Origin of the sequence: Lachnoclostridium sp. An169 (genome assembly GCF_002160525.1) — a bacterium.
Taxonomy (GTDB): Bacteria; Bacillota; Clostridia; order Lachnospirales; family Lachnospiraceae; genus Mediterraneibacter; species Mediterraneibacter cottocaccae.
Window position 1 is genome coordinate 47,417 of record NZ_NFKT01000009.1, and the last position, 15,063, is coordinate 62,479.

The window sequence follows — 15,063 nt, forward strand, 5'->3', positions numbered from 1 at the left end:
AAAATCCTGCAGTTTGCGGACAGCTCCGCAGACAGACCTGATATGATGTAAGATTGACGCATAGAAAGAACCATCCAATATTCAACAGCAAGGAGGATTTTACTATGCGTCATTTTTATACCCGTCTGACACTCGGCATTGTGTTTCTTGTATGTCTGGTTTTCAGCATTATCACGCTGAATATCCCGTTTGCACTGCTGTACGTTTTTCTCAGCGCTGCCATGCTGCTTTCAGCACATTCTCTCTGGAAAAAAGGCAGAGACGATCAAAGCAGAGACGATCAGAACAGGGACAGGAGCAGTCAGGAGAAGAATATTCAGGAGAAAGACAGCCGGAGGTGATATATGATGGATGGCAGCTCTCTTCTTTTTCTGAAAAATCTGAATGTCTGGTATGACTCCGGCCATCCGGTGCTCTCTGATTTTTCCCTGGAGCTGGGCACAAATGAGGTGATCGGCCTGATCGGATTAAACGGAGCCGGGAAAACGACCTTTATCAAAACTCTGGCAGGGCTCCTGCCGGGGTACTGTCTGGAACGTGCTGAATGGGAGGGACAATCTTTCTCATTCCGGAAGGAAAACTTCAAGCGCAGCCGTTACGTTGTCTTTGCAGAAGACAGATCCTTTCAGTATTTTACATTCCGGGAATATCTTGCGTATGCGGCGGCGTCCTACGGTGTGCCGCTCCCGGATGTCTCTTATCTGGTGAAAGGTTTTCATTTTGAAAATTATACCGATGTTCTTCTGAAGGAGCTGTCCACGGGAAATCGGAAAAAAGCGTATCTGATCACGGCATTTGCCCTGCGTTTGAAACTTCTGCTGTTGGACGAACCGGTCAATGGCCTGGATTTCCAGAGCACGGAGTTTTTATATCAGCTCATGAGTGGCTACCGGGAATACGGGACGATTCTGTTTTCTTCCCATATCCTGGAAAGCATCTGTCTGACCTCTGACCGGGTTCTTGTTCTGGAACATGGAAGGATCAGCAGGAGTTTCACCGGCGCCGAAATTGCCGCCGGACATATCCGGGAGGTGCTCTCTGGCGATGAAAATGTTTAAGGCTCTCTCAAAGCAGCTCTTTGGCGCAAAGTATGAAAGCATCAGCAAAAGCCTGGCGGTGGCTGTAATCGTATTCGCAGCGGTCCGGGGGATGGAAGTACAGTTGGAAATTGCTCCGCCTGTCCTCTGGCTGGCATCCGTATTTGTGGCTGCATCCGCCATGTGGCAGACGCTTGCCGGGCGTCGGCATATGGAGACGGTGCAGGGGATGCTTGTGCTGCCTTATGAGAACCGCCGGTTTGTGTTCTTCTATGTGACTGTGCTGGGAATGCATGCCCTGATCACAAAAACACTGCCGGTCTGGGCGCTGTTTTCGGCGGTCGCAAAGTGGAGCTGCCCGGATATGCTGACAGCTTTGCTCTGCGGCTGTATGGCGTGTACTGTATCGGCAGCGGTATACAGGATGTGGCGGAAATACCATATTGTTCTTCCACTTCTCTGGAGTGCGGGCATTCTGGCAGTGCTTCTGTTGACGCGACGGATTGTACCTGTTCTGGTGACGGCGCTGCTGAGCATCGCGGCTGCGGCGGTGTATCTGCGTTCTGCAGACGCCTTTGACTTTTACAATGCCGCCTCGGCGGAGAAAACAGCCCGGCGAAGATCAGGGCGCGGGAATATAGCTGTTTATCTGATACGATATCTGATGGCAAACAAAAATTATCTTGTCAATACCGCGGGACTGTGTGCGTTCGCCGTTTTTCTGCCCCTGCTGTTTCGCCAGATTCCGGGAATGAATATGTTTCCCTTCGGTCTTTCGGTGCTCTGTCTGAATACGCCGCTGTGTACGCTGCTGTCCTGTGACCCGGATCTGGAGCGGGCGGTCCGCGCCCTTCCCGGACAGTCCCGATGGTTTGGAAGAAGATACTGTCTGTTTCTTTTTGCGGTCAACGGTGTTGTCTCGGGGATTTATCTATGTGGCTGGCAGATCCTCAATGGCGGAAACATGTGGCTCCATGGGGGAACGGTCATACTGTTCGCCCTGTCCGGAGCTGTTCTCTCGGTTATTCTGGAATGGAGACATCCGATCCGGGGCTGGAAGACAGAGAGCGATCTTTGGCACCACCCACGGAAATATATCGTCCCGCTGATCATGCTCCTGCTCGCCGCCTTTCTTGACTGGATGACCCGATGAATTTTCTGCTTGACTTGTCGGCGTATGTGAGGTAGAATCATGGCAGATAATGAGGAGAGAGGTGGAAAGATGAAGAGATAATCTGTTTTTGAAAGCATGAGACCAGATCATGATATCACCCGGTACGGGGGATATTTGTTTTATGCTGTCAAAACGGATGTGCTCTTCACAGCCTCTTATTTTTGTGCGGAAATTCAGCGGGATATTGTGCTCAGGCGGATCCTGCGGTGAGGTCCGGCACAGGAAAAATGCACATCCTTCTGGCAGCCTGCAGGGAGGGATGTGTATGTCACAGATTCAGGTAAACAATCTTACTTTTTCTTATGAGGGGAGCCCGGATCTCATTTTCGACCGGGTGTCTCTTGTGCTTGATACAGACTGGAAACTGGGATTCGCAGGGAGAAACGGCAAAGGAAAGACGACTTTTCTGCGCCTGCTGATGGGAGATTATGAATACCAGGGAACGATCCGTACAGGTATCCGATTCGATTATTTTCCTTATCAGATAAAAGCAGGGGATATGGAGCGCAGGGCGGCAGAACTTGCGGAGCGGTGGAAACCGTTTTGTGAGGAATGGCGCGTGATCTGCGAGCTGGACCGGCTCGGTGTGGATGCAGAAGTGCTGTACCGTCCGTTTGGGACGCTGAGTCCCGGGGAGCAGACAAAAGTCATGCTTGCAGTGCTCTTCGCCGGGGAAAATGAATTCCTTCTGGTGGATGAGCCCACGAATCATCTGGACGGGCAGGCGCGGGAGACGATACAGGAGTACCTTTCCGTGAAGAAAGGATTTATCCTCGTGTCCCATGACCGGACGCTTCTGGATGCCTGCGTGGACCATATGCTTGTGCTGAACCGGAGCACCATCGAGGTACAGCAGGGGAATTTTACAACATGGGAGGAAAACAAACTGCGCAGGGACAGTTTCGCGCGCAGAGAAAATGAGAAGCATCTGCGGGAGATATCAAAGCTGAAGAAAGCTGCTGCAGAGAATAAAAAATGGGCGGAGAAAAATGAGAGTACAAAGATCGGTTTCGACCCGGTAAAAGAGCATGACCGCTGCAAGGCAACAAGGGCTTATATCGGGGCAAAGACAAAGAAGATGCAGAGCCGGGTCCGGAATATGGAGGTTCGGATGCAAAGAGAGATCGAGGAAAAGGAAGGTCTTCTGCAGGATATCGAGAATCCGGCAGAACTGAAGCTGACTCCCCTCATCCACCGGAAGGAGGTGCTCGTCCGGACAGAGAAATTCGGCATGCGGTACCGGGATGCAGGAGAACCGCTGTTCCGGGATCTTGATCTTGAGATCCGGCAGGGGGAGCGGGTATTCCTTCACGGAGCCAACGGGTGCGGGAAATCCAGTCTTATGAGAGCCATTCTGGCTGCTTCGGGAGAAGGCGGGGAGATGTCATGGGAGGAAACCGGGCGGATCACCCTGGCGTCAGGGCTTGTCATCTCCCGTGTGAGCCAGGATACTTCTTTCCTGCGGGGGAGTATCGCAGACTTCTGCCGGGAGAGAAATCTTCCGGAGAGCCTTTACTGTGCGATTCTGCGTCAGCTTGATTTTGGGCGGGAGCAGTTTACAAAGTCCATGGAGGATTACTCGGAGGGGCAGAAAAAGAAAGCGCTGATCGCAGCGTCTCTGATGACGCCCGCCCATCTCTATCTGTGGGACGAGCCGCTCAACTATATTGATGTGTTTTCACGGATCCAGATCGAGGATATGATCCTGCGTTATCAGCCGACGATGCTTGTGACAGAGCATGACCGCAGGTTCCGGGAGAAGATCGCCACCAGGGTTGTGGAGATCGGAAACGCGGCAGGATATGGAAAAAACGCATGAAAAAACGCTTCATGAAAAAACGGGAAAGGAGAATGAGGAAACCATTGTGGAACCGAAAAGAAAAACGTATAATATCTTCGTAGATTAATAGCTGTACAACGTTCAATACTGTACAGACGTTCAATAACTGTACAGATGTGTTTGAGAACAAAGATGAAAGGACACAGGATTTATGAAGTTAAAAAATGTACTGATCGCGGTGACGGATATGGAACGGTCGAAGCGTTTTTATCACGATCTTTTCGGTCTGGATGTGATACTGGACGGCGGAGATAAAGTGATTATGACCGAAGGGCTTGTCCTGCAGTCGGCTCCGGTGTGGGAAGAAGCAGTCGGCGGGAAGGTGATCTTCCGGAATCATGCTGCAGAGCTTTATTTTGAGGAGAATAACATGGACTCGTTTGTGGAAAAACTGGAGAAAATGGAAAGATCCGGTGGAAAAGTCGAGTATGTGAACCGGCTGACAGAACATCCGTGGGGACAGAAAATTGTCCGCTTCTATGATCCGGACGGGAATCTCATCGAGGTCGGATCGGGAAGGTAAAGAAAGGAGGCGCGGATATTATGCAGATTTCAAGCAGATTTACGATCGCTATACACATGATGGCCTGTATGGAGAATTTTAAAAATGATTATAAGATAACCAGTGATTTTCTGGCGGGAAGCATCAATGTGAATCCTGTTGTGATCCGGAGAATCCTCTCACAGCTCAGAGATGCAGGGCTGATCGAGGTGAAGCGGGGAACCGGCGGGGCGGCTCTGGCAAAAAAGCCGGAGGAGATCACGTTTCTGGATGTGTACCGGGCTGTGGAGTGCATTGAGGAGAATACGCTATTCCATTTTCATGAGAATCCCAACCCCAACTGCCCGGTGGGCAGGAACATCCACAATATCCTGGACGATAAGCTTCTGCAGGTGCAGAAAGCAATGGAGCGGGAACTGGAATCCATCACACTGGCGGATGTGATGAATGATCTGAAAAGATATATTTGAAAGAAGGCATAGAAAATGTGGCTTTTGTATGCAGCAGGCTCTGCGTTTTTTGCGGGTGTGACTTCGATCCTGGCAAAGTGCGGGATCAGAAAGACGGACTCCACGGTGGCGACGGCTGTGCGCACAGTGGTGATCCTTATTTTTTCATGGCTTATGGTATTTGTGGCAGGTTCCTGGGACCAGATCACGTCGATTAGCCCGGAGACGTTTCTGTTTCTGGTTCTCTCCGGCGCGGCCACCGGGGCGTCCTGGCTGTGCTACTTTAAGGCTCTGCAGATCGGGGACGTCAATAAGGTGGTGCCGGTTGACAAATCCAGCACGGTCCTTACGATTATCCTGGCGCTGATCTTTCTGCACGAGGGAATTTCGCTTCCGAAAGCGGCTGCGGTAATTGTGATTGCTGCGGGAATTTTTCTGATGATCGAGAAGAAGGATGTAAAAGAGCCGGAGAAAAGCAAAGGAGGATGGTTCCTCTACGCGGCGGGCTCTGCATTTTTTGCCAGTCTGACTGCGATCCTGGGTAAGATCGGTATCATAGGTGTGGAGTCCAACCTGGGAACCGCCATCCGTACCTGTGTGGTGCTGGTCATGGCCTGGCTGATGGTGTTTGTGACCGGAAAGCAGAAAGAAGCAGGCAGGATCGGGAAAAAAGAGCTGGCATTTATCTGCTTTTCCGGGGTGGCAACCGGGGCGTCCTGGCTGTGCTACTACCGGGCGCTCCAGGAGGGACCGGCCAGTGTGGTGGCGCCCGTGGATAAGTTAAGCGTACTGGTGACGGTGGTATTTTCCTACTTTGTATTCGAGGAGAAACTGGGGAAGAGAGAGGCTGTGGGCCTTCTCCTTCTGACCGCGGGGACCATCGCCATGGCGCTGCTGTAGGTCAGAGCCTTCTCCGGTTGTAGACCAGGTGCAGATACATGGCGTCATGTGCCCGGGTGGGATTGTGTGAGGCGATGGCCTCCGCGATCTCCCGGTGCGTCTCGATGGTCTCCCGGCGCAGTTCGCTTCCGGTCAGATCGATAAAGAGCGGGATGGAAGAATTGATCACCGGGATCAGACGGGGAACGACGATGTTGCCGCTGCTCATGCCGATAGCGGTATGAAAGGCAACGTCTTTCTCCGTGTGATCCTTTCCTTCTTTCAGAAGCTGCTCTGTTTCATCGCACAGTTTCAGGATCTTTTCTATTTCTTCCCTGCCTGCGCAGGATGCGGCCATGGCGGCGATGGGCGGCTCAAGGAGAAAACGGATTTCCAGAAGATCGGCCGCCAGTTTCTTCTTATCATCGATGAAGGTAAAGCCAAGCGGATCCTCCACGATCCCGGGAGCGGAGGAGATGTAGGTCCCGGAGCCCTGGCGGATGGTCACAATATTGCGGGAGGCAAGAAGCTTCATGGCCTCGCGGATGGTGCTTCGCCCGGCACCGAGCTTCTCCGCCAGTATGGATTCATTGGGCAGACGGTCTCCCGGCTGCAGCTGTTCCTCTAAGATGTAGTGGATGATATCATCCGACAATTTTTCCGGCAGGCTCTTTTCATTTCGGTTTTTTGTATCTGAATTTATCATATGATTCCCCTGTGATTTAAAAATAGTATAGGATCAGAATAGTACAGAATGATGGAAATGTCAAAATAAATTAAATGTAAAAATAAGTAGACCGGTCTTGATTTTTCTGTGGAAAAGAGATATGCTGAATACATCGGATGAATTCGCGCGAAAAATGCGGAAAGGTTGCTCGAACAGTCCGAAAAAGGATGGGTGAGAAAGAAAACATCGGATGATTAAAGAGCGAAATATCAGATGAATCAGGAGGAAAACACCATGGAACTGAGAAGTCAGAAACTGAGAAAAATTGCACCGGAACTGGATCCGCTCCGTCTGGGGACCGGGTGGAAGCCGGAAGATCTGTCAAAACCCCAGATCTTGATCGAAAGTTCTTTCGGGGACAGCCACCCGGGGAGCGGACATCTGTTGGAACTGGCAGAGGAGGCGCGAAAAGGAGTGGCTGACGCCGGAGGGCACGGAGCGCGCTATTTCTGTACAGACATCTGCGACGGAGAGGCGCAGGGGCACGACGGGATCAATTACTCCCTGCCGTCCAGGGACATGATGGCGAATATGATCGAGATCCATGCAGGCGCCACGCCTTTCGACGGCGCTGTCTATATTGCAAGCTGCGACAAAAGTATGCCTGCACATCTGATGGCTCTGGGGCGGATCAATATCCCCTCCATCGTTGTGACCGGCGGTGTGATGGACGCCGGACCGGACCTGCTGACACTGGAGCAGATCGGAAAATACAGTGCCATGTATGAGCGGGGAGAGATTACGAAAGAGGAGATGGACTATTACAAGCACAATGCCTGCCCGTCCTGCGGGGCATGTTCCTTTATGGGGACCGCTTCCACCATGCAGATTATGGCGGAGGCACTGGGGCTGATGCTCCCGGGAAGCGCCCTGATGCCTGCCACAAGCCGGGATCTGCGGGAAGTGGCGTGCAAGGCGGGAAAACAGGCGGTATGGCTTGCGGAGCATGACCTGACTCCGGACAAGATTGTTACAATGGAATCTTTTGAAAATGCCATCATGGTACATGCGGCCATCTCCGGTTCTACCAATTCACTGCTTCACATTCCTGCCATTGCCAGAGAGTTCGGATTTGACCTGGATGCAGATACATTTGACCGTCTCCACCGGGGCGCCCATTATCTGCTCAATATCCGTCCTGCCGGCGAGTGGCCCGCCCAGTTCTTCTACTATGCAGGAGGCGTGCCCAGGATCATGGAAGAGATCCGGGATATGCTTCATCTGGATGTAATGACGGTGACCGGAAAGACACTGGGAGAAAATCTGGAAGAACTGAAAAAGAACGGATTCTATGAGAAATGTCAGGGCTATCTGGATCAGTGGAACCTGAAACGGGAGGACGTGATCCGTCCCTTTGACCGGCCTTTCGGAACCGACGGCAGCATCGCTGTTTTAAAAGGAAATCTGGCTCCGGACGGAGCGGTCGTAAAACATACCGCTGTCCCGAAGGAAATGTTCGAGGCTGTATTGAGGGCAAGACCGTTTGACTGTGAGGAGGACGCCATACATGCGGTTTTAACCCATGAGATCAGACCGGGGGATGCGGTGATTATCCGCTATGAGGGCCCAAAAGGGAGCGGGATGCCGGAGATGTTCTATACGACGGAGGCCATTGCCTCCGACCCGGAACTGGGAGCGAGCATTGCCCTGCTGACAGACGGGCGTTTCTCCGGGGCGTCCAAAGGCCCTGCCATCGGGCACATTTCCCCGGAGGCGGCAGAGGGAGGTCCCATCGCACTGGTGGAAGAAAACGATCTGATCGAGGTCAGTATCCCCGGACGTATCCTGCGGATCGTGGGGGTAAACGGGGAGCGCATGGATGAAGAGGAGGTCGAAAAAATTCTGGAAAAAAGGCGGGCTCAGCTGGTCCCGAAAGAGAGCCGCTTTGCCCGCGGAGTGTTGAAGCTGTTTGCCGAAAGAGCTGTCTCGCCGATGAAAGGCGGATATATGGAATGAGTCAGGGAATATTCCACCCGGGGCGGTACCTCGGGATAGACTGTGTGGGTGACGATTCCGTCGGATTCCATAGAGCGGAGGCTGTCAGTCAGGACTTTCTGGCTGATGCCCTCCAGATCTCTGCGGAGTTCGTTGAAACGCCAGGGGCGCACAAGCAGGTTGCGCAGGATCAGGAGTTTCCACTTGCTTCCGATCAGCTGCACAGTCGTAGCCACAGGACATGCGGGAAGTTCGTCTTTTGTCAGTATTTTTATCACCTCACTGTTTTCCGGTACTTATTTTGTGCCATGGACCGCCTGTTCTGCATTTGAGATCTCTTCATCTGTGGCATCCGTATATTTCCGGATTTCCGATACAGGTAGTCCGTTTTGAAGCATCTGGGTGATGAGGGAAGTACGTCCCTCTTTAATTCCGGTTTTGATACCAGTTTTGATACCGGCCTTTTTGCCGTCCTTATAGATATCTTCGATTGCCTGACACATATTGATCCTCTCCTTTTGATCTGGAATCTCTACCTTAAAAACCAGAATTTTGCATTTCCTATTTTAACTTTATCCCCCTTTTCCGTTATTTCGGTCAGAACGGTACGGTTCAGTAAAGGCGGTTCCATTTCAGAAAAGTACTGTGTGCCACGCCCAGTTTCTGGGCGGCTTTCCTTGCGGAGATCCGTCCCTCGCGATAATTCTTCCTCAGGGCGAAAAAAGCGTCGGGAACCTCCATTTTCTGTCTGCCGAACTTTACTCCCTTGGCTTTCGCCGCGGCGATTCCTTCCGCCTGACGCTGCCGGATGTTGTCCCGTTCGACCTGGGCTACATAGCTCAGGATCTGAAGAACCAGATCAGCGACAAACATGCCGGTAAGATCCTTCCCTGAATTGCGGGTATCCAGAAGCGGCATGTCCAGCACCACGATGTCTGTCTGTTTTTCCTTGGTGATGATTCTCCACTGGTCCAGAATCTCTTCATAGTTGCGGCCGAGCCGGTCGATGGACTTGACTACAAGTGTATTGCCCGGCCGGAGTTTACGCAGCAGTTTCTGATACTGGGGACGGTTGAAATCTTTGCCGCTCAGTTTATCCATATAGATACATTCTTCCGGCACACGGAATTCCCGAAGGGCGATCATCTGCCGGTCTTCATTCTGATCCTTTGTAGATACACGTACATAACCATATACAGTCTTTTCCATAGCTTTCTCCTCCTTTGAATTTTTTTTAGTATCTGTTATTATGACATTTTTATGAAATCGGGGTAAAGTGACCGCATTTCTTTATGTCTCAAAACTGTAACTTTCCGTGAGACATATCTGTGACCTTTATTTGATATTCTTTTCCTGTACAAACAGAACGGTAATTTGTGATACAATAACTTCTGCGCGCGCTGCAGTCCGGGAGAGAAATGTGTGCCGGAAAAAGCGGCAGCTGACCGGAGAGAAAGCTTCGCCGTGAAATACAGTGCCGTCCGGAGAGAAAGCAGGCTTTCGGCGGCAGAACGGAGTTTGATATGGAACGGATATTAGTAGTGGAAGACGATCTGGCTTTAAGTGCCGGTCTGTGTTTTGAACTGGATACATCGGGATATGTCTCGGTCCCGGCGTACAACTGCGCAAAAGCGAGGTTCCTTCTTGACGACGCGGAATTTTCCCTCGTGCTTCTGGATGTCAACCTTCCGGATGGAAACGGATTTGACCTGTGCCGGGAAATCAAGGAGAAGAAGCCGGAACAGCCTGTCATTTTTCTGACGGCCCGGGACCTGGAGGAGGATGTCTTAAGCGGATTCGATCTGGGGGCAGAGGACTATGTGACGAAACCTTTTAACATGCAGATCCTTCTGCGGCGGGTGGAGGTAGCCCTCCGGCGGAGCGGGAAGAATGCGTCCGCCCGGGAAGAACTTTGGAGCGATGGCTATCTTGTGATCGACTTCGCTGCACTGACGGCAAAGCGCGGCGCGGAGAAGCTTGCCATCACGCCCAATGAATACAAACTGCTCAAGGTTCTGACTGAGAATGCGGGGAATATTCTGACCAGACAGAGCCTGCTGGAGCGGCTGTGGGACAGCGCAGGAAACTATATTGATGACCATACGCTCACGGTGACTATGAACCGCCTCAGGTCAAAGGTGGAAGATGAGGGGCATACTTACATCAAGACTGTGAGAGGGATGGGATATATCTGGACAGGAGGAAAGCGATGAAACATAAAAGTCTGACCGTGATGCGTTCCGGCATGGTACTGGTCTCTATCGGACTCTTTGCCGCTCTTGTACGGCTGATCTGGACCTGTATTCCCTGGGCGGCGGTGCGGGGCGCACTGCTTGCCCTCTGTGTGAGCCTGTATGCGGTGGTTGTTTTCTGGGCGTGGTATCAGAGAAGGCAGGTAATCATCTTTGCGGACGATATCTGCCAGACTCTTGACGCCCTCATGTCAGGCCGGCAGCCGGAAGGATACCGGCCCTATGAGGATTCGGTGACTGCCCGGGTGCAGAGAAAGCTGATCCGGTATTTCGATATTATGAATGAGGGAAAGATCCAGAGCCAGAAGGACAAAGAGACGATCCAGGGACTGGTCAGCGATATTTCCCACCAGGTTAAGACGCCCATCGCCAATCTGCAGCTCTATACATCCATTCTGCAGAATCCCCAGTTCCCCCCGGAAAAGAGGGAGGAATTCATGCGGACTATGGAGGAGCAGATCAATAAGCTGGATTTCCTCCTGCAGTCCCTCATAAAAATGTCCCGCCTGGAGACGGGAACATTTACCATCAACATTGAGGACGCGAGACTGGGGGATACGATCGCCCGGGCGATGAGCACCGTGTGGGCCAGGGCGGAGGAGAAGCAGATCCAGCTCTCGGCGGACTGTGACAGCAGTATTACCGTGCGCCATGATCCCAAGTGGACGGCGGAGGCGCTGGGAAATATTCTGGACAATGCGGTAAAGTACACGCCGGAAGGCGGAAGCGTCACGGTCACGGTGAGACCATGGCAGTTTTATACGAAGATTGATATTACCGATACAGGAATCGGAATTGAGGAAGAGCATTACAACGATATATTTCTCCGTTTCTACCGGGCTCCCGAGGCGGCTGCCTGTGAGGGCGTAGGGCTGGGGCTTTATCTGGCAAACGGCATTATCACCCGGCAGAGGGGATATATCAGTGTGAAGTCGAGACCCGGCGCGGGGACGACGTTTTCCGTGTACCTGTTGAGCTGAAGAAAAGGAGGAGTTCTTATGGATATCGTAACAGTGCATAACCTGAAAAAATATTTCGGAAAGGGTGAAAACCAGGTGAAGGCTCTGGACGGCGTCGATCTCACGGTGGAGAAGGGGAAATTTACCGCGGTCATCGGGGCATCCGGATCCGGGAAGACCACTCTGCTGAATATGATCGGAGGCCTGGATACGCCGGATGAGGGGGAAGTGGTTGTTGACGGGGTGAACCTGTCCGGCCTGAAAGAGAAAGAACTGGCAGTGTTCCGGCGCAGCAAGGTCGGGTTCGTCTACCAGAATTTCAACCTGGTTCCCACGCTGACGGTGAAGGAAAATATTCTTTTCCCCTTAAGTCTTTCCGGGAGCACGCCGGACCCTGTGTTCTGGGAGGAGATCGTGGAACTGCTCCACCTGAAAGAGCGGATGAATGCATTTCCAGGGCAGCTCTCCGGAGGAGGACAGCAGAGAGTAGCCATTGCCCGGGCACTGATCTCAAAACCTGCCATCGTCCTGGCTGACGAGCCCACGGGTAATCTGGACTCCAGGAGCGGGCAGAATGTCCTGGGACTCCTGAAAATGTCTGTGGAGACTTACCACCAGACGCTTGTGATGATCACGCATAATCTGGAACTTGCGCAGATGGCAGACCGGGTAGTGCGCATGGAGGACGGCCGCATCCGCGGATGAAAGGAAGGAATGACGACATGATCTTCAATAACAATCTTAAAATCTGCCACAGACTGGTGCGGCAGGATTTTCATTTTCACCGGGCGAAAAACCTGATCCTGATCCTGGCGGCTGCCCTTGTCACGGGACTGTATACTTTTGTGTTCCTGCTGGGAAATGCTGTGGAGAACGCTTTTCTTCTGAACTATGAATACACGTACGGCTCTACCAGCCATATTCTCTACCATAACCTGAACGAGGCAGAAGCAGATCTGATCCGCCAGAACACGAATATCAGAAGCAGCGTCCGGCTCAGCACTCTGGGGCAGCTTACAGACCCCATGATCGGACAGCGCTCGGTCAAGCTGGCTGTGACGGACCGGGCGTACGCCCAGACGGTGCTGTCTGTGCCGACAACCGGACGTCTGCCGGAGAAGCCGGGAGAGATCGCCATGGATGAATACACCATGGACTCCCTGGGAATTGTCTATGAGGAAGGAACGCCGGTCACGCTGGAGTGGACGGATTTCTCCGGGCAGACGCATACCACGGATTTCACTCTGTGCGGATGGTGGGAAAGTCCCACCAATTTTACCGAGTCATGTGCCTGGGTGACGGCGGAGACCGCGGAGTCTCTGGCGCCCGGGTATAACAGTGAGGATTCCCGCAATATCACGCTGGGGGTGACGCTCTATCAGACAGATGATCTGGAAAATGTGGCGGGACAGATACTGCAGGAGCAGGGCGTTGAGAGTGAGAAAGTGACCTACTCGGTTAGCCTGGCGTGGATGGAGGCCAGGATGGAGAAGGCTTCCAATCAGGCGAAACCCTTCTATTCTCCGGCTGTACTGGTGCTTGTCTGCGGTTTCCTGATGATCTACGGGATCATCCATGTGGCGGCGGAACAGGACGACCGGTTCTTCGCCGGGATCAAGGCACAGGGAATGACGCCCCGGCAGATTCGCCGTTTCCTGTGGGAAAAGGGGCTGGCGGTCACTCTTTTTGGGCTTGTGCCGGGCTGGCTCATCGGTTTTCTGCTCAATCTGGCGATTACCGGGCGGATCGTCACCGGGATGTCGGAGGATCCGGCGATTTATTTCCTTTCCTGGGAGCCCTTTGCCATAGCGGCGGCAGCCACCCTTATCACAGTAGTGCTTGCCTATCTGATTCCCTCTGTACGGCTCTCACGGAAAAATCCGGCGTCCCTTCTGCGCGCTGCCGTGCCCGGCACGCCCTGGAGGTCAAGAGGAACGGATGAAAAACCGGAAGGGGGAAAGATGACGGGCATGCGCCTGGCACTGCGCTCTGTCAGCAGGGGAAAAGCGCGGACGGCCCTTTCCGTAGTGACGATGCTTCTGGCGGTGCTTCTGATTTCCAGTGTGTGGATCCAGTATATCAGCATGAAAGAGGATCTCTACGTGGACGCCATGTCGCCCTGGGACTATACACTGGCGGACGGATCTGCCTATACGACCTATCAGCGTTATAATGAAAACAATAAGGGAATTACCGATGAGACGGTGGAAGAACTGCGTGCCCGTCCGGAGGTGACGGAAGTAAGCGCCCTGAAGAGCCATGAGGTGGAGCTGACAGCGTCGGAGGAACTTCAGCAGCGCCTTGTGGACTACTATAATGACAGCCAGCCGGGAAGCGATATGAGCCGGAGGGAGGAGATGAGCGGACAGCCGGGCTGGACGGCCGGGCTGGAGCGTCTGGAACAGACCGGGACGTATATCGGGCTTATCGTCTCCATTGAGGGGGATTACCTGGATTATCTGACGGAAAATCCGGACAATTTTACGAGCGGAAGCTTTGACGCAGAAAAATTCGCCACGGGAGAATATGTAATCACATACGGGGCGAATGCAGAAGGACTCTCTTCTCTGGCAGCAGGAGAGACGGTCACTCTGGAAGGACAGACTTTTGAAGTGATGGCTTCTGTAAAGGTGGATGGCATGTTCCTGAGCGGAAACAACAGCCCGGATTCCGATTTCTGCCTTTACTATTTCGTAACACCGGAGATCTTTGAAAAAATGTTTCCGGGACAGGGTGTACGGCAGGCAGCGGTAAATATCGACCACAGCCGGCAGGACTCCTTTGAGGAATATCTGGATGGATATGAGCGGAGTTTAAGCCGCGGCGTCGCCATTACGAGAAGGAGCGAATACCAGGAAGTGTTCCGCAACAGCAGACTCAACAGCCTGCTTCCGGATCTGGTCGTCGCCATCGTGCTGATGGGGATCGCCCTGTTAAACTTCCTGAACATGCTGGTGTCAAAGACAATCAGCAGGCGAAAAGAGTTCGCGGTATATGAAAGTCTCGGCATGACCCGGGAACAGCTCCGGCTTCTTCTCCTGAAAGAAGGACTGCTCCACGGGGCAGTGATGGCGGTCTTTGTGGGACCGCTGACTGTTCTGTTCTGCATGTATGTGATGCCCGCTGTCATCAGCAATATGCGATCCTGGGTCTCCGTGTATACATTCAGCCTGGCGCCGCTTGTATTTGTACTTCTGGCGGTGCTGGTGCTCTCCGTCGCAGTGCCGTCAGCGTGCCTGCACTTTGTCACCCGGGGAAGCATCAATGAGCGCATGCATATCATGGAATAAGAGGCGGATATTTACAGGA

At 52.7% G+C, this 15,063-nt stretch carries 16 protein-coding genes; 12 read left to right on the plus strand and 4 right to left on the minus strand.

Features of this window, described 5'->3' with window-relative positions:
- Positions 1 to 104: 104 nt before the first annotated feature.
- The 7 genes from B5F07_RS08400 (at position 105) to B5F07_RS08430 (ending at position 5,902) form a co-directional block, all read left to right on the plus strand.
- Positions 105 to 341, plus strand: coding sequence for a hypothetical protein (locus B5F07_RS08400; protein WP_087160830.1), 237 nt, complete (start codon positions 105 to 107; stop codon positions 339 to 341).
- 6 nt (positions 342 to 347) lie between these two features.
- Positions 348 to 1,058 carry an ATP-binding cassette domain-containing protein gene (locus B5F07_RS08405; protein ID WP_087160904.1) on the plus strand — a complete coding sequence of 237 codons (711 nt, stop codon included), beginning with the start codon at positions 348 to 350 and terminating at the stop codon, positions 1,056 to 1,058.
- A complete protein-coding gene (locus B5F07_RS08410) occupies positions 1,045 to 2,190 on the plus strand; it encodes a hypothetical protein (RefSeq protein ID WP_087160831.1) in 1,146 nt (381 codons plus the stop codon). The genes B5F07_RS08405 and B5F07_RS08410 overlap by 14 nt, the downstream gene beginning before the upstream one ends.
- Before the next feature lie 286 nt (positions 2,191 to 2,476).
- Positions 2,477 to 4,030 carry a ribosomal protection-like ABC-F family protein gene (abc-f, locus tag B5F07_RS08415; RefSeq protein WP_087160832.1) on the plus strand — a complete coding sequence of 518 codons (1,554 nt, stop codon included), beginning with the start codon at positions 2,477 to 2,479 and terminating at the stop codon, positions 4,028 to 4,030.
- Between the two features lie 172 nt (positions 4,031 to 4,202).
- Positions 4,203 to 4,574: a VOC family protein gene (locus B5F07_RS08420; RefSeq protein ID WP_087160833.1), complete on the plus strand. Its 372-nt coding sequence runs from the start codon at positions 4,203 to 4,205 to the stop codon at positions 4,572 to 4,574.
- 20 nt (positions 4,575 to 4,594) lie between these two features.
- Positions 4,595 to 5,023, plus strand: coding sequence for an Rrf2 family transcriptional regulator (locus B5F07_RS08425; RefSeq protein ID WP_087160834.1), 429 nt, complete (start codon positions 4,595 to 4,597; stop codon positions 5,021 to 5,023).
- Positions 5,024 to 5,038: 15 nt separating this feature from the next.
- Positions 5,039 to 5,902 carry an EamA family transporter gene (locus tag B5F07_RS08430; protein WP_087160835.1) on the plus strand — a complete coding sequence of 288 codons (864 nt, stop codon included), beginning with the start codon at positions 5,039 to 5,041 and terminating at the stop codon, positions 5,900 to 5,902.
- A 1-nt stretch (position 5,903) separates the two neighbouring features.
- Here B5F07_RS08430 and B5F07_RS08435 read toward each other — a convergent pair whose 3' ends face one another.
- On the minus strand, positions 5,904 to 6,587 hold the full coding sequence (locus B5F07_RS08435) for a FadR/GntR family transcriptional regulator (RefSeq protein ID WP_087160836.1): 684 nt from the start codon (positions 6,585 to 6,587) through the stop codon (positions 5,904 to 5,906).
- A gap of 255 nt (positions 6,588 to 6,842) precedes the next feature.
- Between B5F07_RS08435 and ilvD the strand changes: the two genes are divergently transcribed.
- Complete coding sequence (gene ilvD / locus B5F07_RS08440) at positions 6,843 to 8,564, plus strand: dihydroxy-acid dehydratase (RefSeq protein ID WP_087160837.1); 1,722 nt, start codon at positions 6,843 to 6,845, stop codon at positions 8,562 to 8,564.
- On the opposite strand, the gene B5F07_RS08445 is transcribed toward ilvD, so the two are convergent.
- The 3 genes from B5F07_RS08445 to B5F07_RS08455 form a co-directional block, all read right to left on the minus strand.
- Complete coding sequence (locus tag B5F07_RS08445; RefSeq protein ID WP_087160905.1) at positions 8,468 to 8,812, minus strand: winged helix-turn-helix transcriptional regulator; 345 nt, start codon at positions 8,810 to 8,812, stop codon at positions 8,468 to 8,470. The two genes, ilvD and B5F07_RS08445, sit on opposite strands and share 97 nt — an antisense overlap.
- A gap of 27 nt (positions 8,813 to 8,839) precedes the next feature.
- The gene (locus B5F07_RS08450) at positions 8,840 to 9,046 is read right to left on the minus strand and encodes a hypothetical protein (RefSeq protein ID WP_087160838.1); all 207 of its coding nucleotides are present in this window, start codon (positions 9,044 to 9,046) and stop codon (positions 8,840 to 8,842) included.
- Between the two features lie 109 nt (positions 9,047 to 9,155).
- The gene (locus B5F07_RS08455) at positions 9,156 to 9,752 is read right to left on the minus strand and encodes a recombinase family protein (RefSeq protein ID WP_087160839.1); all 597 of its coding nucleotides are present in this window, start codon (positions 9,750 to 9,752) and stop codon (positions 9,156 to 9,158) included.
- 314 nt (positions 9,753 to 10,066) lie between these two features.
- Between B5F07_RS08455 and B5F07_RS08460 the strand changes: the two genes are divergently transcribed.
- From B5F07_RS08460 to B5F07_RS08475, 4 genes are read left to right on the plus strand one after another with little or no spacing between them, the layout of a single operon-like run.
- Positions 10,067 to 10,756, plus strand: a complete 690-nt coding sequence (locus B5F07_RS08460; protein ID WP_087160840.1) for a response regulator transcription factor — start codon at positions 10,067 to 10,069, stop codon at positions 10,754 to 10,756.
- Positions 10,753 to 11,775 carry a sensor histidine kinase gene (locus B5F07_RS08465; protein ID WP_087160841.1) on the plus strand — a complete coding sequence of 341 codons (1,023 nt, stop codon included), beginning with the start codon at positions 10,753 to 10,755 and terminating at the stop codon, positions 11,773 to 11,775. Before B5F07_RS08460 ends, B5F07_RS08465 begins: the two co-directional genes overlap by 4 nt.
- A gap of 18 nt (positions 11,776 to 11,793) precedes the next feature.
- A complete protein-coding gene (locus tag B5F07_RS08470) occupies positions 11,794 to 12,459 on the plus strand; it encodes an ABC transporter ATP-binding protein (RefSeq protein ID WP_087160842.1) in 666 nt (221 codons plus the stop codon).
- The gene (locus tag B5F07_RS08475; RefSeq protein ID WP_087160843.1) at positions 12,456 to 15,044 is read left to right on the plus strand and encodes an ABC transporter permease; all 2,589 of its coding nucleotides are present in this window, start codon (positions 12,456 to 12,458) and stop codon (positions 15,042 to 15,044) included. Before B5F07_RS08470 ends, B5F07_RS08475 begins: the two co-directional genes overlap by 4 nt.
- Positions 15,045 to 15,063: the final 19 nt, after the last annotated feature.

Bases quoted from the DNA above. Each gene is read 5' to 3' on its own strand.
- B5F07_RS08400 (WP_087160830.1), top strand. From the start codon at position 105: ATGCGTCATTTTTATACCCGTCTGACACTCGGCATTGTGTTTCTTGTA.
- B5F07_RS08465 (WP_087160841.1), top strand. From the start codon at position 10,753: ATGAAACATAAAAGTCTGACCGTGATGCGTTCCGGCATGGTACTGGTC.
- ilvD (WP_087160837.1), top strand. From the start codon at position 6,843: ATGGAACTGAGAAGTCAGAAACTGAGAAAAATTGCACCGGAACTGGAT.
- B5F07_RS08460 (WP_087160840.1), top strand. From the start codon at position 10,067: ATGGAACGGATATTAGTAGTGGAAGACGATCTGGCTTTAAGTGCCGGT.
- B5F07_RS08410 (WP_087160831.1), top strand. From the start codon at position 1,045: ATGAAAATGTTTAAGGCTCTCTCAAAGCAGCTCTTTGGCGCAAAGTAT.
- B5F07_RS08470 (WP_087160842.1), top strand. From the start codon at position 11,794: ATGGATATCGTAACAGTGCATAACCTGAAAAAATATTTCGGAAAGGGT.
- B5F07_RS08435 (WP_087160836.1), bottom strand. From the start codon at position 6,587: ATGATAAATTCAGATACAAAAAACCGAAATGAAAAGAGCCTGCCGGAA.
- B5F07_RS08420 (WP_087160833.1), top strand. From the start codon at position 4,203: ATGAAGTTAAAAAATGTACTGATCGCGGTGACGGATATGGAACGGTCG.
- abc-f (WP_087160832.1), top strand. From the start codon at position 2,477: ATGTCACAGATTCAGGTAAACAATCTTACTTTTTCTTATGAGGGGAGC.
- B5F07_RS08425 (WP_087160834.1), top strand. From the start codon at position 4,595: ATGCAGATTTCAAGCAGATTTACGATCGCTATACACATGATGGCCTGT.
- B5F07_RS08405 (WP_087160904.1), top strand. From the start codon at position 348: ATGGATGGCAGCTCTCTTCTTTTTCTGAAAAATCTGAATGTCTGGTAT.
- B5F07_RS08455 (WP_087160839.1), bottom strand. From the start codon at position 9,752: ATGGAAAAGACTGTATATGGTTATGTACGTGTATCTACAAAGGATCAG.
- B5F07_RS08430 (WP_087160835.1), top strand. From the start codon at position 5,039: ATGTGGCTTTTGTATGCAGCAGGCTCTGCGTTTTTTGCGGGTGTGACT.
- B5F07_RS08475 (WP_087160843.1), top strand. From the start codon at position 12,456: ATGAAAGGAAGGAATGACGACATGATCTTCAATAACAATCTTAAAATC.
- B5F07_RS08450 (WP_087160838.1), bottom strand. From the start codon at position 9,046: ATGTGTCAGGCAATCGAAGATATCTATAAGGACGGCAAAAAGGCCGGT.